Here is a 21,759-nt window from a genome sequence, read left to right as displayed (position 1 = left end):
TGGTGGTCGTGCTCGCCCTCGCCACCTACCTGGTGCTCGACCACACGTCCGACCTGCTCGCCGGCGACCCCGGCCCCGCCTCGACGAGCACCACCACCGCGACCACCACGACGACCACGACGACCACGACGACCACGACCAAGGTCAAGCTCACCCTCCCGACCACCACCAAGGCGGCGCCCACCCCGACCCCGGCGGAACAGGCCCTCCTGGCGGCCCTGCCCGGCGTCTACCGCGGCAACGCCTCCTGCGTCACCGCGCGCCCCGACGCCGAGGGCGTCACCGCGAAGGTCGCCTGCACCGAGGCGAACGAGGTCAACGAGCGGTTCGCCCCGCCGGTCCTCGCGCAGTTCCGCCTCTTCGCCACCCGCGCCGCCCAGGACGCGCACTTCCTGGCCGTCGTCAACGCCCGCGGCATCCCGCGCGACGACTCCCAGGGCGGCTGCCGGCCGACGACCCACCCCGTGCACTACTCGGAGTACTGGCGCGACACGTCCGGCCCGCTCGCCGGGGACTTCACCACCTGCTACCTCGACGGCGGCGCCGGCCACCTCTGGTGGACCGACTCGCGCACCAGCGTGACCGCCGTCCTGGCCACCGCGCCCGGCGCGACCGAGGACGTCCTGGACAAGCTCGACCTGTGGTGGAACGGCATGATCCTCAGTCGCATGTAGACCACGCCGGATGAAGGCGTCCTCATCGGACGTTCACCGGCCGCTCAGCCCGGCGTCGCACGCTGGTCACCGTGGACGCCTTCACCTACACGACGCGACCGGAGCCGGCGACCGTCCGGTCGCGACGACCGCGACCGCGCCGGCCGCCGCGCCGGCTGTGGGGGATCGCGGCGGTCTCGGCGGCCGTGCTGGGCGGCGGCCTGCTCGCCGACGGGTTGGGCACGCCCGGCGCGGTGGTGCTGGCGGTGTTCGCCGCGGCGGTCGGGGCCTGGGTGCTGACCCCGGTCGACGACACCTGGATCGCCCTGGCCGCGGTGTGCGTGCTGGCCGTGACCGGGGTGGTCGCGCCGGCCGACCTGTTCGCCACGCTCGGCGCGGACCTGGTGTGGCTGCTCATCGCGGCGTTCGTGCTGGCCGCCGGGCTGACCCGGTCCGGGCTGGTCGGGCGGTTCGCGGTGGCGCTGCTCGGCCGGGCCCGCACGGTCCGGCAGCTGGCCCACCTGTCCGTGGTGGCCCTGGTCGCCTCGTCGCTGGCGGTGCCCGCCACGTCGGGTCGCGCCGCCCTGGCCCTGCCGGTGTTCGGCGCGCTGGCCCGGGCGCTCGGCGACCGGCCGCGCGTGGTGCGCGCGATGGCCGTGCTGTTCCCGACCGCCGTGCTGCTCTCGGCGGTGTCCACGCTGATCGGCGCGGGCGCGCACCTGGTCGCCGACCAGCTGCTGCGCGACGCCACCGGTGAGGGCATCGGGTTCCTGCGCTGGCTGCTGCTGGGCCTGCCGCTCGCCGTCGCCTCCTGCCACCTGGCCGCCGAGGTGGTGCTGCTGCTGTTCACCTCGCGGGCCGACCGCCGGGCCCGGCTCGACTGGTCCCGCGACGCCCTCGTGGTGGAGCCCGCGCCGCCGAGCGGGCCGTGGACCGGCCCGGAGAAGCACGCCGCCGCCACCACGGCCGCCGTGCTCGCGCTGTGGTGCACCGAGCCGCTGCACGGCGTGCCGCCCGCGCTGGTGGGGCTGCTCGGGGCGCTGGTCGTCACCACGCCGCCGCACGGCGAGCAGCGCGTCACACCGGGCGCGGCCCTCAAGACCGTGCCGTGGTCGCTGCTGCTGTTCACGGCCGCGACCGCCGCCCTCGGCGACGCCCTCGTCTCCACCGGCGCGGCCGCGTGGCCGGCCGGCGCGGGCCTGTCGCCGCTGGAGCACGCGCCGCCGGAGCTGCTGCTGGTCGCCGTGGTGGTGGTGTCCACGGCGGCGCACCTGGCCGTGCAGTCCCGCTCGGCCCGCTCGTCGGTGCTGGTGCCCGTGGTCATCCCGCTCGCGCTCGCGGCGGGGGTGAACCCGGTCCTGGCCGTGTTCGCCTCCACCGCCGCGGCCGGCTTCTGCCACACCCTGACCTCCTCGGCCAAGCCCGTCGCGCTGTTCGCCGAGGTGGAGGGCGTGCCCACCTACTCGGCGCGCGACCTGCTGCGGCTGTCCGCGGCGCTGGCGCCGCTGCACGTCGCCCTGGTCACCGCCTTCGCCCTGCACCTGTGGCCCCTCATGGGGCTGCCCATCACCACCACCCACTAGGAGCACACCCATGCGCATCGTCGTCGCACCCAGCGGCTTCAAGGAGAGCCTCGGCGCGGAGGCCGCCGCCGACGCCATCGCCACCGGCGTCCGCCGCGTCGTCCCGGCCGCCGAGCTCGACCTCGTCCCGCTGGTCGACGGCGGCGAGGGCTCCGCGGCCGCGCTCGCCGGCCTGACCGGCGGCCGGCTCGTCGACTCCGTCGTCACCGGCCCGGTCGGGCAGCCCGTGCGGGCCCACTTCGCGGTGCTGGGCGACGGCCGCACCGCCGTGGTGGAGATGGCCGCCGCCGCGGGCCTGCGGCTGGTGCCCCAGGACCTGCGCGACCCGGGTCGCACCACCAGCCGCGGCGTCGGCGAGCTGGTGCTGGCCGCGCTCGACGCCGGGTGCGGCTCGGTGCTGGTGGGCTGCGGCGACTCGGGCACGTCCGACGGCGGCGCGGGCGCGCTCCAGGCGCTCGGCGCGAGGGTGCTCGACCGGCGCGGGCGCGAGGTCGCGCCGGGCGGCGCCGCGCTCGCCGGGGCGCGGTCGGTGGACGTGGCCGGCTTGGACCCCCGGTTGGCGGGCGTCGACGTGCGGCTGGCGGTGAACCCGCACAACGTGCTGTGCGGGCCGCGTGGCGTGGCCAGGGTGTTCGGGCCGCAGAAGGGCGCCTCGCCCGCGCAGGTGGACGAGCTGGCCGCCGCCCTGGACAACTGGGCCGACGTGCTGCGCCGCGACCTGGGCGCGGACGTGGCCCGGCGACCCGGCTCCGGCGCGTCCGGCGGTCTCGGCGCGGGGCTGCACGCCGTGCTCGGCGCGCCCCTGCTGCCGCGCTTCGACGTGCTGCTCGACCACGTCGACCTCGACGCCCGCCTGGCCGCCGCGGACCTCGTGGTCACCGCCGAGGGCGCCATCGACGCCCAGACCCCGTACGGCAAGGTGCCCGGCGAGGTCGCCCGCCGCGCCAAGGCGCACGGCAAGCCCGTCATCGCCCTGGCCGGGACCATCGGCAGCCACGCCGACAGCGCCTACGCCGCCGGCATCGACGCCTTCCAGGCCATCGTGCCCCGCCCGGTGTCCCTGGACGAGGCGATCCTGCGCGGCGCGGAGTTCCTGACCGACGCCGCCGAGCGGGTGCTGCGGCTGGTGCTCGTGGGCACCAGGATCACCACCGCCGGCTAGACCGTTCGGAGCAGCAGCATGAAGAATTCCTCACGTGGCCCTCATCGGGGTTTTCGACCGCGCGACGAAGGTGGACCCATGCCAACCGCACCCAGGATCGCGCTGGTGACCGCCGCGATCGCGCTGCCGCTCGGCGCGGCCCTGGTGACCTGGGCGCTGCCCGGCGAACCCGCGCCGACCGCGCCCGTGGAGGTCCGCCTGCGCGACAACGCCGGGCCGGACCCGTCCTCGACCGGGACGGGCGCACCCGGCGCGGGCGAACTCGGCATGAGCGCACCAGGCACGGGCGCACCCGGCACGACGGAGCCCGCGCCACCGGTGGAGCCGACGGCCACCGCGCCGGTCGCGCCGCCGCCGGTCGTGGTCGCGCCGCCACCGCCCGTCCCGCCGGGCGACGACGACGATGACGACGACGGGGGCGGGGGCTCCGACGACGGCGATGACTGAGCCGGGACCGCGCCGCGCGCGTGCGGTGCCGGCCCGCGTGCGGATCATGGGCTGGCTGCTGCTCCTGGTCGCGGTCGTGTCGCTGGCCACCACCCTGGTCACCCACAACCTGCTCCTGCGCGAGGTGGACCGCGACGTCAAGGCCGCGCTGGAGCAGGAGGCCGCCGAGCTGAGCCAGGTGCTGGCCGAGGGCGTGGACCGGGTCACCGGCCAGCCGTTCGCCGACGTGCGCGAGGCGCTGTCCGCCCACCTCCAGCGGCAGTACGTGGACGACGACGAGGTGATCCTCGCCTGGACGCCGACCGCCGGGCCGATCCTCCAGGACCGGGAGGAGCCGTTCCGCCTCGGCGAGCACCCCGAGGTGCTCGACCCGATCCTCACCGCGCCCGCCACCAGCGGCGCCGCCGCCACCTCGGCGGGGGAGATGCGCTGGATCCGGGTCGACGCGGTGGGCTCCGGCGACGACCGGGGCGCGCTGGTGGTCGGCTACTTCGTGGACCGCGACCGCGACGAGGTCGCCTCCACGGTGCGCATCCTGCTGCTGGTCGGGCTGCTCGGCGTGGCGCTCGCGGGCGCGGCGGCCTGGTTCGTCGCCGGTCAGATCCTCAACCCGGTGCGGTTGGTGCGCCGCGCCGCCGCCGAGATCACCGAGCACGACCTGACCCGGCGCATCCCGGTCGAGGGCCGCGACGACATCGCCGCCCTCGCCGAGCAGTTCAACGCCATGCTCGACCGCCTGGAGCGCGCCTTCGCCACCCAGCGCAGGTTCCTCGACGACGCGGGCCACGAGCTGCGCACCCCCATCACCATCGTCTCCGGCCACCTGGAGCTGCTGGGCGACGACCCGGCCGAGCGCGCGGAGGCGGTCCGGCTGTGCACCGACGAGCTGGACCGGATGAACCGCATCGTCGGGGACCTCCTGCTGCTGGCCAAGGCCGAGCAGCCGGACTTCATCACGCCCGCGCCGGTGGAGGTGGCCGAGCTGACCAGCGACCTCTACGCCAAGGTCCGCGCGATCGGCGACCGGCGGTGGAGGCTGGAGGCCATCGGCGAGGGCGAGGTGCGGCTGGACGAGCAGCGCGTCACCCAGGCCGTCGTCCAGCTCGCGCAGAACGCCGTGCAGCACACCCGGGACGGCTCGGAGGTCCTGATCGGCTCGGCGGTGCGGGACGGCGTCGCATCGTTCTGGGTCGCCGACCGCGGGCCGGGCGTGCGGCCCGAGGACGCCGAGGCGATCTTCGCGCGGTTCGGCCGCGGCTCCACCGGCGGCGCCGCGGGCCACCGCGCGGGCGCGGGCCTCGGGCTCGCCATCGTGCGCGCCATCGCCGAGGCGCACCACGGCCTGGTCCGCCTGACGTCCGCGCCGGGCGCGGGCGCCCGTTTCGCGATCGAGATCCCCACCCGACCCGGAGGCAGCCCGTGACCCGCATCCTGATCGCCGAGGACGAGGCCCGCATCGCCTCGTTCGTCCAAAAAGGACTCGTGGCGAACGGTTTCACCACCACCGTGGTGGGCGACGGCGAGAGCGCGCTCCAGCACGCCCTCAGCGACCGCTTCGACCTGCTCGTGCTGGACCTGGGCCTGCCCGGCCGCGACGGGTTCTCGGTGCTGACCACGCTGCGCGAGCGGCGCAACACCACGCCCGTGATCATCCTGACCGCCCAGGACTCGGTCCGCGCCACCGTCGCCGGCCTGGAGGGCGGCGCCGACGACTACATGACCAAGCCGTTCCGGTTCGAGGAGCTGCTGGCCAGGGTGCGGCTGCGGCTGCGGCGCAACGAGACCATCACCGAGCCGACCGTGCTGCACGCCGGGGTCGTGTCCCTGGACCTGCGCACCCGGCGGGCCGACGTCGACGGCACGGCGGTCGACCTGACCGCGCGGGAGTTCGCGCTGCTGGAGCTGTTCCTGCGCCACCGCGGCCAGGTGCTGTCCCGCGAGCAGATCCTGTCCCACGTGTGGGGCTACGACTTCGACCCCGGCTCCAACATCGTCGACGTGTACGTGCGGGCGCTGCGCCGCAAGGTCGGCGCGACGCGCATCCGCACCGCGCGCGGCATGGGCTACGCCTTCGACGTGACGTGCTGACCGGGCCTCAGACGCTGCGCAGCACCGACACCACGACGCCCAGCACCACGGCGCGGTCGCCGTCGATCGCCTGGTAGGCCGGGTTGCGCGGTTCCAGGCGCACGTGGCCGTTACGGCGCTCGTAGACCTTGACCGTGGCCTCGTCGTCGATCATCGCGGCGACGATCTGGCCCGAGTGCGCCTCGTGCTGCTGCCGGACCACCACGACGTCGCCGTCGCAGATCGCCGCGTCCACCATGGAGTCGCCGCGCACGCGCAGGCCGAACACGGTGCCGCGCCCGGTCAGCTCGCGGGGCAGCTCCAGCACGTCGTCGAAGTGCTCCTCGGCGGTGATGGGCAAGCCCGCCGCGATGTCGCCGACCACGGGCACGGCGACCGAGCCGCCGGTGGGCCGCGGCGCGGCGGTCCCGAGGAACAGGCGCACGTCCACCGGCCGCGCCAGCGAGGGGCCGCGCCGCAGGAAGCCCTTGTCCTCCAGGCTCGCCAGGTGCTTCGACACCGAGGACGACGATCGCAGGCCGACCGCCTCGCCCAGCTCCCTGGTGCTCGGCGGGTACCCGTGCCGGACCACCCAGTCCCGGATCACGGCCAGGATCCGCTGCTGGCGCGGCGGCAGGGCCGAGGTGTCCAGGTGCTCGAACGCGTCGGGGTCGTAGGCGGTCATCCGGGAATGATAGGCGCAGGCGTCGGCCGCTCCGGCGAGGAGGACCGGTCACCACCCGAACCGGTCAGCCGACCAGGCCGGGGACGGCGGCGGCGACGTCGAGCCGGAGCCACCAGCCCCGGTCGGGGTGGTGGTCGAGCACCTCGGCCCTGGCGGCACCGCGCGGCGGGGCCGGCGGGTCAGGGTGTGACCGGCGCGGTGGACTCGCGGACCACCAACCGGCACGGGTGGCGCACCACGCCGGCCGCGGGCCGCCCGTCCAGGGCGTCGAACAGCAGCCGCGCCGCCGCCGCGCCCAGGTCCTCCAGGTCGAGGTCGACCGTGGTCAGCGGCGGCCGGCAGTCGGCGGCGAACTCCTCCCAGTTGTCGTAGCCGACGATCGCCACGTCGTCGGGGATGCGCTTGCGCAGGTCGGTCAGGGTGTCCGCGACGCCGGTGGCGATCTGGTCGTTGCCGCAGAAGATGGCGTCGACCTCGGGCGCGGTCGCGAGCAGCACGCGCGCGGCGTGCCTGCCCCACCGCTGCGTCCACTGCCCGTGCAGCGGTCCGCCGCCCGCCATGGTCAGGCCGTGCTCGGCCAGCACCGCCCGCGTCCCGGTGACGCGGTCGCGGGCCGCCCGGTAGGTCTGCGGTCCGGTGATGTGGCCGATGCGCCTGCGGCCCAGCGACACCAGGTGCTCCACGGCGAGCCGCGCGCCGCCCTCGTCGTCGGCCAGCACCGACAGGTCGTCGGGGTCCTCGGACTCGCCGTAGACGTAGACCACGGGCACCGGGATCTCCCCGGTGAGCGACGGGCGCAGGTCGTTGTCGTCGCCCAGCACGATGAACCCGTCCACCTGGCGGGAGAGCAGGGTGCCGATGTAGTGCCTGCGGCGGATCGCGTCGCCGCGCGCGTCGCACAGCAGCACCGACATCTGCTCGTTGGCCAGCGCGTTCTCCACGCCGAGCAGGACCGGGATGGAGAAGCGGCCGCCCAGCTCGTCGGTGAGCAGGCCGATGGTGCGGGTGCGGCCCGAGATCAGGCCGCGCGCCAGGGCGTTCGGCCGGAACGACAGCCGGGCCGCGGCGTTCAGGACGCGGGTCCGCGTGGCGGGCGCGACCTCGTCCCGGCCGTTGAGCGCCTTCGACGCGGTGGAGATCGACACGCCGGCGAGTTTGGCCACGTCGTTGAGGGTGGGCGAGTTCGACCGCTGCCTGCCCATCGAAACCCTTTCGAAGATTTGTCGAATGCCGTTTCAACGGTATCCGCAGATCAAGTGCAGTAGTGGGTGAATCGGACCAGAAGGTCGTCATCATTGCCGAAAACGTTTTCGACTGCCAGAGTGCTGGAGGCGCGACCGGGTCGCCACGGTGCGCCACCGCTGGAGCCGACCGCCGTCGCCGAAGAACCCGACCACCGCCGATGAAACCGACCGCCGCCGCCCACAACCGGAAGGAGGGATCGCAGTGCCGCGGTCCTGGAAGAGGAAGGTCTTGGCGGTGCTCCTCGGCGTCGCCACCGCGGGCGCCCTGGCCGCACCCGCGTCGGCCGCCGCCAACCCGCCGGGCTGGAGCCCGCCGTCGAACCTGGTCACCCCGCTGAACCAGGTGTGGTCGCACCAGGAGAGCACCTACGGCAACCTGTACGGGTTCCGCAACTACGGCTGGGACCAGGTGTTCGCCAACGGCGGCTACCTGAACTTCTGCGTCCGCTGGGACTCGCCGGCCCCGGTCTCGGCCGCGCTGCGCGACCGCGTCCACGCCAAGCTCGCCGAGCAGTACCGGAAGTGGACCGACCTCATGACGGGCCACAACAACTGGCCCTACGCCTCCGTGCCGGTCAAGGTCGTCGGGTGGGCGGTCCGCGACCGCGCCCAGCTCCAGTGGTCCGACAACTCCGTCGACATCTACGTCAACGACATCCGCGAGAACGCGCCGCAGTGCGCCGAGCCGTGCGGCCGGTTCTTCGTCCGCGACGGCGTCTACCGCAACTGCCCCGGCGGCGTGGCCAGGCACTACGACCAGTCGCTGTGGCTGACCGCGGGCATGACCGGCGGCGCGGGCGGCGACTGGGGCCAGCGGGTGGGCAGCGAGTACTTCGTCAACAACCTCACCAGCACCGACGTGACGATCTTCCTGCACGAGGTCGGGCACACGTTCGGCCTCGACGACTTCTACGACTGGACGCCCAGCGGCGTGTCCGGCTTCATCATGAAGGCAGGCAGCTCCCCGACCATCACCGAGTTCGACGCGTGGATGTTCCGGGACTGGTGGCGGCACCTCAAGAACCGGTACGGCCGCTGATCCCGGCCGGCGCCCCGCCCACCCTGCACCGGCAGGGCGCCGGCCCCCGCACCCGTCACGAGGGGTGACGCGCGCGTCCTGGCACCGCCGGCGCGTCCGACCCCCGACCCCCTTGGAGCACGCCATGCGCAACCACAAGCGGGCACTCGGGCCGGCCGCCGCCCTGGCGCTCGTCGCCGCCCTGGCCCCACCCGCCTCCGCCGCCAACCCCATCGTCACCGGCTACTACACCGCGGACCCGGCGCCGCTGGTGGTCGGCAACACCCTGTACGTCTACGCCGGCCGGGACGAAGCGCCCGCCGGGCACGGCAACTTCCTCATGCGCGAGTGGCGCGTGCTGTCCTCGACCGACGCCGCCACCTGGACCGACCACGGCGCGCGGGCCTCCGTCGCCACGTTCCCCTGGGCCGGCGCGGACGCGTGGGCGAGCGAGGTCGAGCCCCGCGACGGCAAGTACTACTGGTACACCTCGATCAACGGCAACGGCGCGGGCTGGATGGACATCGGCGTCGCGGTCGGCGACAGCCCCCTCGGGCCGTTCCGCGACGCCAAGGGCGGCCCGCTGGTCAGCGACAGCACGCCCAACTCGTCGGGCCTCAACATCGACCCGACCGTGTTCACCGACGACGACGGCCGGTCCTACCTGTACTGGGGCGGCTACTGGGGCGCGCGGGCCGCCAAGCTCAAGCCCAACATGATCGAACTGGACGGCCCGGTGGTCACGCCGCAGGGCCTGGCGAACTTCTGGGAAGCGCCCTGGATGTTCAAGCGCAACGGCCTCTACTACATGATCTACGCCGCCAACGACACCAACGGCTGCGTGACGAGCTCCAGCTACGCCTGCCAGCGCTACGCCACCGCCACCAACCCGATGGGGCCGTGGACCCACCGCGGCGTGGTGCTCGACCAGGTCTCCTCGACCACCAACCACGCGGGCGTGGTCCAGTTCAACGGGCAGTGGTACGTCGTCTACCACAACGCCGACGCGCCCGGCGGCGGCGACTTCCGCCGCTCGGTCGCCGTGGACCTGCTGCACTTCAACGCCGACGGCACGATCCGGAAGGTCGTGCAGACCACCACCGGGCCGCCGCCCAACCCGGGCGGCGGTGGTGGCGGCGGCAACATCGCGCCGGCCGCGACCGCGTCCACCTCGCACGTCTCGGCGTGGGAGTCGCTGGCCGCGCTCAACAACGGCGGCGCGCCCGCGAACTCGGCGGACCGCTCGAACCTCGCCTACGGCAACTGGCCCGAGCGGGGCGCGCAGTGGGTCGAGTACACCTGGCCCACGGCCCGCGCGGTCAACCGCTCGTCGGTCTACTGGTTCGACGACGGGCAGGGCATCGACCTGCCCGCCTCCTGCCAGGTGCAGCACTGGACCGGCAGCGCCTACGCGCCCGTGCCCGGCCAATCGGCGTGCGGCGTCGCGGGGGACACCCTCAACACCACCACCTTCACCCCGGTGACGACCACGCGGCTGCGGCTGTCGATCACCTCGAAACCCGACTCCTCGACGGGGGTGCTGGAATGGCAAGCGTTCGCCGCGTGACCCGGCGGCTCGCGGTCGCCACCCTGCTCGGCGCGCTGCTCGTGCCCACCGGGCAGGCCGCGGCCGCGCAGACCATCGGCTACCCGACGTTCTCCGGCCCCGCGATCCCCGCCCCACCGGTCGGGTACAGCACGGGCAGCACCCTGCGCGCCATCTACGACGCGGAGAGCGGCGGCACCGACTTCTGGGTGGACCGGCTGCTGGCCCGACCCGGCAACGACCCCGCGGGCACGTGGCTGATGACCCGGGGCCGCGGCCTGTTCATGAACACCCACGACCCCGCCGTGATCGGCTTCGGCGGCAACGCCGCGTACTGGGACGACATCAGCGGCCAGAACGCCTACGCCATCACGGTCGGCACCGCGCTGACCGAGCAGGCGTCGGGCCGGTGGCAGGCGCCCAGCCACTGGAAGGGCGTCTACACCGGCGGCTCGCTGCGCGCGAACGTCACCAAGTTCATCACCCACAACAACGTCGCCGTCACCAACCTGACGCTGACCAACACCGGCGCCGCGACCACCACCGCGGCCCTGCGCGTCACCTCGCCCTACGCCACGACGGCCTCGGGGACCGAGCTGACCGGCGCGCGCCGGGTGAAGAACGACCTGACCACGATCCGCCCCCGGCTCTCCGGCGACGGCTTCACCCCGTCCGGCGGCGCCCTCGCCCGCGGCGTCACCCTCGCCGCCGGGCAGTCGGTGACCACCAAGGTGGTCATGGGGTTCGCCACCGACGAGATCCCCGAGTCGACGACCGAGTACGACGCCTACCGCGGCCGCACCCCGGCCGACGCGTTCGGCGCCCACGTGCGCGACTACAACCGCTGGTGGGCGGACAACATCCCCTACATCGACGTGCCGGACCCGGCGATCAAGAAGAACGTCTACTACCGCTGGTGGCTGATGCGGTTCAACCACCTCGACGTGGACATCCCCGGGCAGGACTTCCAGTTCCCGGTGTCCATCGAGGGCGTGACCGGCTACAACAACGCCATCGCCCTCACCCAGCCGATGCACATCGACGACCTGAAGTACCTGCGCGACCCCGTGTACTCGTACGGGCCGTGGCTGTCGGTCGGGCAGTCGTCCAAGGGCGGCCGGTTCGTGGACAACCCCGGCGACCCGGAGAACTGGTCGAACTCCTACACCCAGTACATCTCCGAGGCCGCGTGGCGCAGCTACCAGGTGCACGGCGGCCAGCCCGCGATCGTCGGCAACCTCGCCCGCTACGCCGAGGGCGACGCCAAGGGCCAGCTGGCCACCTACGACACGAACGCCAACGGCGTCATCGAGTACGACTGGGGCGCCATGACCGGCAACGACGCCGACGCGGTGTCGTTCGACTGGCGTCCGGGGAACCTCGACCGCGCCGAGACCGCCTACGTGTGGAGCGGCGCGCGGGCCGCGCAGCAGGCGTACGCGCTCATCGGCGACACCGCCAAGGCCGGCGAGATGGCGGCGCTGGCCGACCGCATCCGCACCGGCGTGGTCGACACCCTGTGGAACCCGTCCCGGCGGCTGCTGGAGCACAAGCACGTGCCCACCAACACCCACGTGCCGTGGAAGGAGATCAACAACTACTACCCGTTCTCGGTGGGCCTGATGCCGAACACGGCCCAGTACCGCGAGGCGCTGCGCCTGTTCGCCGACCCGGCCGAGTACCCGGTGTTCCCGTTCTACACCGCCAACCAGCGCGACAAGGCCGCGGCCGCGGCGGCCGGGCACCCCGGGTCGAACAACTTCTCCACCATCAACTCCACCGTCCAGTTCCGCCTGTACTCCTCGGTGCTGCGCAACTACCCGAACCAGTGGATGACCGCCGAGGACTACAAGAAGCTGCTCTACTGGAACACCTGGGCGCAGTACGTCGGCGGCAACACGCGGTGGCCCGACGCCAACGAGTTCTGGGCGAACTGGAACGCCTCCACCCGCACCGTCGACTACCGGTCGTGGATCCACCACAACATCCTGGGCAGCTCCAACTGGACCGTGGTCGAGGACGTGGCCGGGCTGCGCCCGCGCACCGACGCGAGGGTTGAGCTGTGGCCGATCGACATCGGCTGGTCGCACTTCGCGGTGAACAACCTGCGCCACCGCGGCGTGGACCTCAGCGTCGTCTGGGACGACCCGGCCGACGGCGTCACCCGCTACCCGGGCGTGCCGGAGGGCTACTCGGTCTACCTCGACGGGACCCGCGCGTTCACCGTCGACCGGCTGACCCGCGTGCTCTACGACCCGGCCACGGGCGCGGTCACGTTCCCCTCGGGCAGCGGCTCGGTCCGCTTCAGCGCGCCGTTCCCGGGGCTGCGCGCGCCGCAGGACGTGGCGCACACGGGGGCGCGCCTGGTGGACGTGTTCGCCAAGGCGGGCGTGAACCTGTCCTCCACCGCGCCCAACCTCGCCCGCGGCGCGGCCGTCTCGGCGTCCTACACGGCGTCCGGCACGTCCACCGCGGCGGCGGTCGACGACCTGCCGACCAACGAGCCCCTGTGGGGCACCGCGGGGTCGCCGAACGCCCAGGACTGGTACGAGCTGGACTTCCGCCAGTCCCGCTCGGTGGGCGAGGTGCGCCTGCACTTCCGGGACGACCGGGCGGCCAACCGCTACCGCGCCCCGGCGTCCTACACCGTCCAGCGCTGGGACGGCGGCGCCTGGGTGGCGGTGCCGTCGCAGGTCAAACAGCCTGCCGTGGCGCGCGGCAACTACAACCGGGTCACGTTCACGCCGGTGACCACCCAGCGGCTGCGCGTGGTGTTCACGCACGCCCCGGGGTTCCGGACCGCGTTGACGGAGGTGAAGGCCTACTGAGCGACCGGGGCTGACCGGTCCGCTGGTCCACAGAGGATCACCCGACCGTCCTACCGGCACACCCCCGGGGTGGACTTCCCGATCGTCAGGCGATTGAAAGGTCCACCCCGGGGGAATTCCCGCATGATGGTCGGGATGTCCGCTTCGAGATCGTGCCAGCCCCCGTGCCCGCCCGCGCCCGGCCGGGGGTCGCCGTGAGCTTCTGGGAATTCGTGGCCGACAGGTGGAACCGCCTGGCGGTCGAGGCCCTGCTGCACGTCAGCGCCGTCGTGCAGTGCACGCTGCTGGCCGCGGTCATCGGGGTGGGCCTGGGCGTCGCGGTGTACCGCAGCCCCCTCGGCTCGACCGTCGCGACGGCGCTGACCAGCGCGATCCTCACGATCCCCTCGTTCGCCCTGCTGGGCCTGCTCATCCCGGTGCTGGGCCTGGGCGTGGAGCCGACCGTGGTCGCCCTGGTGCTGTACGGGCTGCTGCCGATCGTGCGCAACACGATCGTGGGCCTCTCCGGTGTCGACGGGGCCGTGCGGGACGCGGCCCGCGGCATCGGCATGACCCGGCTGGGCGCCCTGACCAGGATCGAGCTGCGGCTGGCCTGGCCCGCGATCCTGGCGGGCACCCGCACCTCCGCCCAGATGCTCATGGGCATCGCGGCGATCGCCGCCTACGTGCGCGGCCCCGGCCTGGGCGTGGAGATCTTCGCCGGGCTGACCAGGGCGGGCAGCGCGAACGCGACGAACCAGGCGATCGCCGGGACGCTCGGCATCGTGGTCCTCGCGCTGGTCCTGGACGGGATCTTCGCGCTCATCGGCCGTTTCACCACCTCCAGGGGGATCCGTGGCGAGTGAGATCGAGCTCATCGACGTGACCAAGCGCTACGCCGGCTCGTCGGAGCCCGCGGTCGACTCGGTCAGCCTGACCGTCCCGGCCGGGGAGATCGTGGTGTTCGTCGGCCCGTCCGGCTGCGGCAAGACCACCACCATGCGCATGATCAACCGGTTGATCGAGCCCACCTCGGGCCGGATCACCATCGGCGGGACCGACACCCGCTCGCTCGACCCCGACGAGCTGCGCCGCGGCATCGGGTACGCCATCCAGCAGGCCGGGCTGTTCCCGCACCTCACGGTCGCGCAGAACGTCGGCACGGTGCCGGGCCTGCTGGGCTGGGGCAAGGCCCGGGTGGCCGACCGGGTGGACGAGATGCTGGACCTGGTCGGGCTGGACCCCGCCGACTTCCGCGACCGCCACCCCCGGCAGCTGTCCGGCGGCCAGCAGCAGCGCGTCGGCGTCGCGCGGGCGCTCGCCGCCGACCCGCCGGTGCTGCTGATGGACGAGCCGTTCGGCGCGGTCGACCCCATCACCCGCGGCAACCTCCAGGACGAGCTGATGCGGTTGCAGGCCGAGCTGCGCAAGACCATCGTGTTCGTCACGCACGACTTCGACGAGGCGGTCAAGCTCGGCGACCGGATCGCGGTCCTCGGCACGCGCTCCCGGGTCCTCCAGTACGACACGCCCGAGGCGGTCCTGGCCAACCCCGCCGACGACACGGTCGCCGGTTTCGTCGGCGCGGGCGCGTCGCTCAAGCAGCTGACGCTGCGGCGGGTGCGCGAGGTCGAGCTGAGCCAGGCGGTGACCGCCTCGGTCGGCGACGAACCCGCCGAGGTCGGCCGCAGGCTGGCAGGCTCGGGTCACGAGTACGCGCTGCTGCTGGACGCCCGCAACCGGCCGGTGAGCTGGGTGCACGCCCGCGACCCGCGCCAGCCGAGACCGGTCGGCGACTCGGTGTCGCTCCAGTCGACGCTCCAGGACGCCCTGGAGGCGATCCTCACCGAGGGCGGCGCGGCGGTCGTGACCGGCGCGCGCGGCGAGTACGTCGGCGTGGTCGAGATGGACGCGGTCATCGGCACGGTGCGCAAGCTGCGCGACGAGCACGCGGCGGAGGTGGGCACGTGACGGCCGCGGTCGCGCAGGTCCGCCGCGCCGAGCGGCTGCGGCTGCTGGTCCAGCCGATCGCCGTGCTGGTGCTGGTCGGCGGCGTGCTGGCCTGGGCGTTCGGCCAGGACCTCGACTCCATCGAGCGGCAGAGCATCAACGCGCCCGCCCTGGCGTCGGCCACCCGGGACCACCTGGTGATCAGCTTCGCGGTGACCGCGCTGGTGCTGGTGGTGGCCGTGCCCCTGGGCGTGCTGCTGACCCGCCGGTGGGCCCGCCGCGCCGCGCCCGTGTTCCTCGGCATCGCCACCATCGGCCAGGCCTCGCCCGCGATCGGCATCCTCGTGCTGTTCTTCCTGGTGTCCGGCCTGGACGGGCTGTGGGCGGCGGTGCTGCCGATCGCCTTCTACACGCTGCTGCCGGTGCTGCGGAACACCGTGGTGGGCTTGCAGGGCGTCGACCCGGCGCTGGTCGACGCCGGTCGCGGCATCGGCATGTCCTCGGCGACGGTGCTGCGCCGCATCGAGCTGCCCCTGGCGGTGCCGCTGATCCTGGCCGGGCTGCGCACCGCGCTGGTGCACGCGGTCGGCGTGGCGACCCTGGCGGTGTTCGTCAACGGCGGCGGGCTCGGCCTGCTGATCGACACCGGCTACAAGCTCGCCCGGGTCACCGTGCTGATCACCGGCGCGGTGCTCGCCGTGGGCCTGGCGCTGCTGGTGGACTGGCTCGGCGCGGTCGCCGAGGCCCACCTCGGACCGAAGGGGCTGCGATGAGGGGCACACCGGCGGCGCGGCTGGCCGCCCTGGCGCTCGCCACCGGCCTGCTCGCGTCGGGCTGCGGCCTGGAATCGTCGTTCGCGCTGCCGTTCGAGGTCGGGCCCGGCTCGATCCGGCCGGTGCCGGAGCTGGCCGGGGTGGACGTCGCCGTGGGCTCCAAGGACTTCACCGAGAACCAGGTCCTGGGCTACCTCGCCGAGGTCGCGCTGGTGGCGGCCGGCGCGGACGTGCGGGACATGACGAACATCCAGGGCTCCAACAGCGCCCGGCAGGCGCTGATCACCGGCGACATCGACCTGTCGTGGGACTACACCGGCACCGGGTGGATCAGCTACCTGGGCAACACCGACCCGATCCAGGGGGAGCGGGCGCAGTACGAGGCCGTCCGCGACGCCGACCTGGCCCGCAACGGCCTCGCCTGGCTGGACTACTCGGCGGTGAACAACACCTACGCCTTCGCCGTCACCCGGTCGTTCGCCGAGGCCAACGGCCTGCGGACCACCTCGGACATGGCGGAGCTGATCCGCCGCGACCCCGCGAAGGGCGTGTTCTGCCTGGAGACCGAGTTCGTCAGCCGCAACGACGGTTTCCCCGGCGTGGCCCGCGCCTACGGGTTCGACGCGGGCGCCGTGCAGGTCAAGACGTTCGGCACCGGCACCATCTACACCGCGACCGCCGACGGGCTGTGCAACTTCGGCGAGGTGTTCACCACCGACGGGCGCATCCTGGCGCTCGACCTCGTGGTGCTGGAGGACGACGAGAAGTTCTTCCCCCAGTACAACGCCGCGGTCGTGCTGCGCGACGAGTTCGACCGGGCCCACCCGCGGGTCCGGGAGGTGCTGGCGCCCATCGTCGCGAAGCTCGACAACGACACGATCCGCGAGCTGAACGCCGAGGTGGACGTGGACGGCCGCGACCCGGCCGTGGTCGCCCGCGACTGGCTGGTCGAGGAGGGCTTCGTGTCCGTGCCCGCGCCCTGACCGGCCGCCGGGGGCTCAGTGCGACTCACGCCCCACCCCCGGGCCGCTGGAGCCGAGCAGGAAGTCCAGGTCGGCGCCCGTGTCGGCCTGGAGCACGTGGTCGACGTAGAGGCGTTCCCAACCGCGCGGGGGACCCGCGAACCCGGCCGCGGTGGCCGCGTCGGGCGTGCGCCGGGCCAGCTCCTCGTCGGACACCTCCACGTCGATGCGGCGGGCCTCGACGTCGAGGGCGACGACGTCGCCGGTGCGCACCAGCGCCAGCGGGCCGCCGGCGGCCGCCTCGGGGGTCACGTGCAGGACGACCGTGCCGTAGGCGGTGCCGCTCATGCGGCCGTCGCACACCCGGACCACGTCGCGCACACCCCGTTCGAGGAGCTTGCGCGGCAGCGGCATGTTGGCGACCTCGGGCATGCCCGGGTACCCCCTGGGGCCGCAGCCGCGCAGCACCAGCACCGAGTCGGCGTCCACGTCCAGGTCGGGGTCGTCCACGCGGGCCCGGAAGTCCTCGACGCTGTCGAACACGACCGCGCGGCCGCGGTGGCGCAGCAGGTGCGGTGACGCGGCGGCGGGCTTGATCAACGCGCTCCGCGGCGCCAGGTTGCCGCGCAGCACCGCGATGCCGCCCTCGGCGACCAGCGGGGCGGAGCGCGGCCGGATCACCTCCGGGTCCCAGGTCGGCGCGTCGTCGAGGTAGGACACCAGGGGCCGGCCGGTCACGGTCAGCGCGTCCGGGTCGAGCAGGTCGCGGACCTCCCGCAGCACCGCGAGCAGGCCGCCGGCGCGGTGCAGGTCCTCCATCAGGAACCGCCCGGCGGGCAGCAGGTCCACCAGCACCGGCACGCGCGAGCCGATGCGGTCGAAGTCGTCGACGGTCAGGTCGATGCCCAGGCGGCCGGCGATGGCCAGCAGGTGCACCACGGCGTTGGTGGAGCCGCCGATCGCGGCCAGCGCCACGATCGCGTTGCGGAACGACCCCTCGGTGAGGAAGGAACCCGGCCGCCGGTCCGCCGCGATCATGCCCACGACCAGGCGCCCGGTGTGGTGCGCGGCCTCCAGCAGGCGGCTGTCCGGCGCGGGCGTGCCGGCCACACCGGGCACCACGAGGCCCAACGCCTCGGCGACCAGCGCCATCGTGGAGGCGGTGCCCATGGTGTTGCAGTGGCCCCGGCTGCGGATCATCGCCGACTCCGACCGGGCGAACTGCTCGGCCGACAGCGTGCCCGCCCGCACCTCCTCCGACAGCCGCCACACGTCCGTGCCGCACCCGAGCGGCACGCCCCGGAACGTGCCGGTCAGCATCGGCCCGCCGGGCACCACCACCGCGGGCAGGTCGACCGACGCGGCGGCCATGAGCAGCGACGGGATGGTCTTGTCGCAGCCGCCCAGCAGCACCACCCCGTCGACCGGGTTGCCCCGCAACAGCTCCTCCGCCGCCATCGCGGCCAGGTTGCGCCACAGCATCGCGGTCGGCCGCAGCTGGGTCTCGCCCAGCGACACCACCGGCAGCTCCAGCGCGACACCGCCCGCCTCGTGCACGCCGGTCCTCACCGATCGGGCGACCTCGGTCAGGTGCGAGTTGCACGGCGTGAGGTCCGAGGCGGTGTTCGCGATCGCGACCTGCGGCCGGTCGAAGGCGTCACCGGGCGCGCCGCGCCGCATCCACGCCCGGTGGATGTAGGCGTCACGCCCCTGACCCGCGTACCACTGCGCGCTGCGGAGTTCCACTGCCGACCGCCTCCCGGGCCCTGGGTTACGGTGATCCGGACGCCCAACCCCCCGAAGGTACGCACATGCCCGACGACGCGACAGCACCCGACACCGAGGTGGGCCGCGCCCGCGCCCGCGCCACGACGGGCGCGATGCGCGCCTTCGTGCTCACCGGACCGGGTGAGCACGCGGTCCAGGAGGTGCCGGTCCCGGTCGCGGACCCCGGCGAGGTGGTCGTGGACGTCGAGCGGGCCGGCGTGTGCGGCACGGACGTCGAGTTCTTCACCGGCGAGATGGCCTACCTGCACGAGGGGCACTCGTCCTACCCGATGAGGCCGGGGCACGAGTGGGCGGGCCGCGTGACCGAGGTCGGCGACGGCGTGGACCCCTCCTGGCTCGGCAGGCGCGTCATGGGCGACACCATGATCGGCGACGGCACCTGCCGCCGCTGCCTGCGCGGCCGCCCGCACGTGTGCGAGCGGCGGCAGGAGGTCGGCATCCGCGACGGCCGCCCCGGCGCGCTCGCCGAGCGGCTGGCCGTGCCCGCCTCGTCGCTGCACGCCCTGCCGGACGCGGTGGACCCCGTGCTCGGCGCGCTGGTCGAACCCGGCGGCAACGCCCTGCGCGCGGCCCGCGCCGCGGGCGCCGGACCGGGCGACCGGGCGCTGGTCCTCGGCCCCGGCACGATCGGCCTGCTGACCGCCCTGTTCCTGCGCGCCGCGGGCGCGGAGGTGCACCTCATGGGCGTCACCCCGGACTCCCTCGCGTTCGCCCGCTCCCTCGGCTTCGAGCACACCTGGACCGAGCACGACCTCCCGGACCTGCCGTTCGACGCGGTCGTGGACGCCTCGAACGCGCCGCACCTGCCCGCCCTGGCGCTCGACGCGGTCGAACCGGCCGGCCGCCTGGTCTACATCGGCCTGGCGGGCACGCCCAGCGCCGTCGACACCCGCACCCTGGCGCTCAAGGACGTCACCGCCGTCGGCGTGCTGTCCGCCTCACCGGGACTGGCCGCCACCATCGAGGCCTACGCCACCGGCGCGGTCGACCCGCGCCCGCTCGTCGCCGCCGCGGTCGGCCTCGACCAGGTCGGCGCGGTGCTCGCCGGGCGGCGACCGGCCGGAGCCGGCCCCGGGCCCAAGGTCCACGTCGACCCCCGCCTGCCCTGACGGGCCGGCGGGAGGGGGCGCGCGGGTGAGGTACCGGGGCTTCGACGCGCAGCTGTCCGAGCGGCTGGACGCCTGCTCGGCCGACCAGGCGCACCTGGTGCAGCGGGTGCTCGGCGGCGTCGAGCCGACCGCCATCCACAGCCGGCACGCGTCCGCGCTCGCCGGGCTGGTCACCGAGCTGCCCCGGCTGCACGCCGCCCTCACCCACCACCACGAGGTCGGGCAGCCGCAGAAGCACCTGGTCGACAAGCTGTGCGAGAACGCCCTCCGCCGGCTGCCGGTGGTCGTGGAGGCGTGGGGCGAGGAGGTGCTGGCGCCGATCGAAGCGCTGCTGGTCGGCGTGCGGGCGGCCATCGCCGAGGGCCCCGGCGACGGCTCCCGCGACCACACCGGCACGATCCTGGAACCGCTGCGGCTGGCCGTCGCCGCGCTCGACGACGTGCTGGCCGACCGGTTCGCCCGGGTGTGGGAGTCCCCGGACGGGTCGCTGGACCTCGTGGCCGACGAGGTGGCCTGCCTGCTGGCCCGCGCGGACCGCGACCCGGTCGCCGCGGAGCAGGACCTCGCCCGGCTGACCCGCTGGGACGCCGACGCCGTGTGGCGGACCCTGCTGCCCGCCCCCGCACCCCACCGGGCCGCGCTGGTGGTGCGCGGCACGAGCGCCCTCGCGGACCTGGAGGTGTTCGACCCGACCGCGGACCAGTCGCCGCTGCGATCGGCGCACCGGATGCGGTGGGGCCCGGCGACGAACCGGCTGCGCGCCTTCGTCGAGCACGCGCCGCCCGGTGGCGAGGCGTGCGTGGTGAGCCTGGTCGTGTCCGCCGTCGACCGGCCCTCGGCCGCGCGCCGCGCCCGGCGCGCCCTGGCCGAGCTGCTCGACCAGTACACCGCGGGCACCCGCCTGCTGACCCTGGCCGTGGACGCCCGCGTGCTGGTCAACCGCGTGGGCGGCCCCGACACCGAGGAGTGGCGGCCGGCGGACCGGGGCACGCCGATCGCCCGCCCGCTGACCCGCCGCGAACTGCCCGAGGAGGTGCGGCGGGCACTGCGGATGGCGCACGTGGCCGTGGGCGCGCCCGCCGTGGCGTCGGCGCTGGCGTGGTCCGCGCTGGAGGCGTGCGGGCTGGTGCGGCGCGCCGACCTGGCGGCCGCCCTGGCCGTGCAGTCCCTGCGCCAGGAGGTCGTCGGCGCCTACCGGGTCGTGCGCCAGTCCGCGTCCGCACGGCTCGACCAGGCCCGGGTCAAGGCCCGCCTCGCGCGCCGCACCGCGGCGCAACGACGGCGCGCGCTCGACCGCTGCCCACCCGACCACCCGCACCGGCCCCGGCTGGCCGACCTCCTGGCCGCCGCCGAGGCCGACCCCGCCGAACGGGACCTCGCCGCCCTGACCGACCTCGTCGCCACGTCCCTGGCCGCCATCGGCGGGCACGCCCGCCACGACGAACGGCACCACCTGCGGGACCTCAACACGTGGACCGACCTGCTGCGCCCACCCGCGCGCGACCCCGAACCGCTGGTCACGGCCCGGACCGCGCTGGACGCCCTGCTGCCCGTGCTGCACCCGGCCGCCCGGCGGCAGGTCGAGCAGTGGCGGGCCCGGCTCGCCGACCCGGCGCTGCTCGCCGCGTGGGTGCGGGAGCGGACCGAGCGGATGACCACGGTGGTCGACTCCCTCTACGCCACGCGCAACCTCACCCTGCACTCCGGCCTCGTCGGCGACGAGGCGGTGCACGGCGTCGGCGCGGTCATGGTCACCGACCTGGCGCTGGAACTGCTGGGCAACTGGTACGGCAACGCGCGCGGCGAGGAGGCCGCCCTGCCGCCCGAGGCGGTGATCGCCGTGCTGGCGCGCCGCCGCCACGACATGCTGTCCCGCCTGCACCGTCAGGCCAAACCCGGCCGGCTCGACTTCGCCAGGCTCACCAGCCCCGGCCCGGACGGCGTGTGGCGCAGGTGACGACCTGG

Annotated in this window: 17 protein-coding genes and 1 pseudogene; 15 read left to right on the top strand and 3 right to left on the bottom strand. The window is 74.4% G+C overall.

The annotated features are described in order from the left end of the window. From ABD223_RS33710 to ABD223_RS33685, 6 genes and pseudogenes are all read left to right on the top strand, one after another. A pseudogene (locus tag ABD223_RS33710) lies at nt 1-674 on the top strand (hypothetical protein); the annotation flags it as partial. Between the two features lie 71 nt (nt 675-745). Beyond that, a complete protein-coding gene (locus ABD223_RS33705; protein WP_344040769.1) occupies nt 746-2,236 on the top strand; it encodes an SLC13 family permease in 1,491 nt (496 codons plus the stop codon). A gap of 10 nt (nt 2,237-2,246) precedes the next feature. Next, nucleotides 2,247-3,398 (top strand): glycerate kinase family protein, encoded by a 1,152-nt coding sequence (locus ABD223_RS33700; protein ID WP_344040768.1) that lies wholly within the window; start codon nt 2,247-2,249, stop codon nt 3,396-3,398. 78 nt (nt 3,399-3,476) lie between these two features. Next, nucleotides 3,477-3,845: a hypothetical protein gene (locus tag ABD223_RS33695; RefSeq protein WP_344040767.1), complete on the top strand. Its 369-nt coding sequence runs from the start codon at nt 3,477-3,479 to the stop codon at nt 3,843-3,845. After that, nucleotides 3,838-5,268 (top strand): sensor histidine kinase, encoded by a 1,431-nt coding sequence (locus tag ABD223_RS33690; RefSeq protein ID WP_344040766.1) that lies wholly within the window; start codon nt 3,838-3,840, stop codon nt 5,266-5,268. Before ABD223_RS33695 ends, ABD223_RS33690 begins: the two co-directional genes overlap by 8 nt. Beyond that, a complete protein-coding gene (locus ABD223_RS33685) occupies nt 5,265-5,933 on the top strand; it encodes a response regulator transcription factor (RefSeq protein ID WP_344040765.1) in 669 nt (222 codons plus the stop codon). Before ABD223_RS33690 ends, ABD223_RS33685 begins: the two co-directional genes overlap by 4 nt. 7 nt (nt 5,934-5,940) lie before the next feature. Here the strand turns inward: ABD223_RS33685 and lexA are convergent, their stop codons facing one another. Together lexA and ABD223_RS33675 are read right to left on the bottom strand one after the other, a co-directional pair. Further along, nucleotides 5,941-6,597: a transcriptional repressor LexA gene (lexA, locus tag ABD223_RS33680; RefSeq protein WP_344040763.1), complete on the bottom strand. Its 657-nt coding sequence runs from the start codon at nt 6,595-6,597 to the stop codon at nt 5,941-5,943. Between the two features lie 179 nt (nt 6,598-6,776). Continuing rightward, nucleotides 6,777-7,760: a LacI family DNA-binding transcriptional regulator gene (locus tag ABD223_RS33675; RefSeq protein ID WP_344040762.1), complete on the bottom strand. Its 984-nt coding sequence runs from the start codon at nt 7,758-7,760 to the stop codon at nt 6,777-6,779. A 283-nt stretch (nt 7,761-8,043) separates the two neighbouring features. Here ABD223_RS33675 and ABD223_RS33670 point away from each other — a divergent pair, with 283 nt between their 5' ends. From ABD223_RS33670 to ABD223_RS33640, 7 genes are all read left to right on the top strand, one after another. Next, the gene (locus ABD223_RS33670; protein WP_344040761.1) at nt 8,044-8,880 is read left to right on the top strand and encodes a hypothetical protein; all 837 of its coding nucleotides are present in this window, start codon (nt 8,044-8,046) and stop codon (nt 8,878-8,880) included. 124 nt (nt 8,881-9,004) lie between these two features. Then, a complete protein-coding gene (locus ABD223_RS33665; RefSeq protein ID WP_344040760.1) occupies nt 9,005-10,426 on the top strand; it encodes a glycoside hydrolase family 43 protein in 1,422 nt (473 codons plus the stop codon). Then, the gene (locus ABD223_RS33660; RefSeq protein WP_344040759.1) at nt 10,405-13,233 is read left to right on the top strand and encodes a discoidin domain-containing protein; all 2,829 of its coding nucleotides are present in this window, start codon (nt 10,405-10,407) and stop codon (nt 13,231-13,233) included. The genes ABD223_RS33665 and ABD223_RS33660 overlap by 22 nt, the downstream gene beginning before the upstream one ends. Before the next feature lie 194 nt (nt 13,234-13,427). Beyond that, a complete protein-coding gene (locus tag ABD223_RS33655) occupies nt 13,428-14,078 on the top strand; it encodes an ABC transporter permease (RefSeq protein WP_344040774.1) in 651 nt (216 codons plus the stop codon). Beyond that, on the top strand, nt 14,068-15,183 hold the full coding sequence (locus ABD223_RS33650; protein WP_344040758.1) for an ABC transporter ATP-binding protein: 1,116 nt from the start codon (nt 14,068-14,070) through the stop codon (nt 15,181-15,183). Before ABD223_RS33655 ends, ABD223_RS33650 begins: the two co-directional genes overlap by 11 nt. Further along, nucleotides 15,180-15,935 (top strand): ABC transporter permease, encoded by a 756-nt coding sequence (locus ABD223_RS33645; protein ID WP_344040757.1) that lies wholly within the window; start codon nt 15,180-15,182, stop codon nt 15,933-15,935. Before ABD223_RS33650 ends, ABD223_RS33645 begins: the two co-directional genes overlap by 4 nt. Beyond that, nucleotides 15,932-16,918: a glycine betaine ABC transporter substrate-binding protein gene (locus ABD223_RS33640; RefSeq protein ID WP_344040756.1), complete on the top strand. Its 987-nt coding sequence runs from the start codon at nt 15,932-15,934 to the stop codon at nt 16,916-16,918. The genes ABD223_RS33645 and ABD223_RS33640 overlap by 4 nt, the downstream gene beginning before the upstream one ends. Before the next feature lie 15 nt (nt 16,919-16,933). Here ABD223_RS33640 and ABD223_RS33635 read toward each other — a convergent pair whose 3' ends face one another. Continuing rightward, nucleotides 16,934-18,643, bottom strand: a complete 1,710-nt coding sequence (locus tag ABD223_RS33635) for a dihydroxy-acid dehydratase (RefSeq protein ID WP_344040755.1) — start codon at nt 18,641-18,643, stop codon at nt 16,934-16,936. 134 nt (nt 18,644-18,777) lie between these two features. Between ABD223_RS33635 and ABD223_RS33630 the strand changes: the two genes are divergently transcribed. After that, nucleotides 18,778-19,794 carry a zinc-dependent alcohol dehydrogenase gene (locus ABD223_RS33630; protein ID WP_344040773.1) on the top strand — a complete coding sequence of 339 codons (1,017 nt, stop codon included), beginning with the start codon at nt 18,778-18,780 and terminating at the stop codon, nt 19,792-19,794. Nucleotides 19,795-19,819: 25 nt separating this feature from the next. Then, the gene (locus tag ABD223_RS33625) at nt 19,820-21,751 is read left to right on the top strand and encodes a hypothetical protein (protein ID WP_344040754.1); all 1,932 of its coding nucleotides are present in this window, start codon (nt 19,820-19,822) and stop codon (nt 21,749-21,751) included. Nucleotides 21,752-21,759 lie beyond the last annotated feature (8 nt).

The organism is Saccharothrix xinjiangensis, assembly GCF_039527585.1.
In the GTDB taxonomy this organism is placed as follows: Bacteria; Actinomycetota; Actinomycetes; order Mycobacteriales; family Pseudonocardiaceae; genus Actinosynnema; species Actinosynnema xinjiangensis.
The sequence above is the reverse complement of the archived record's forward strand: the minus strand, read 5'-3'. Positions and strand labels throughout refer to the sequence as shown.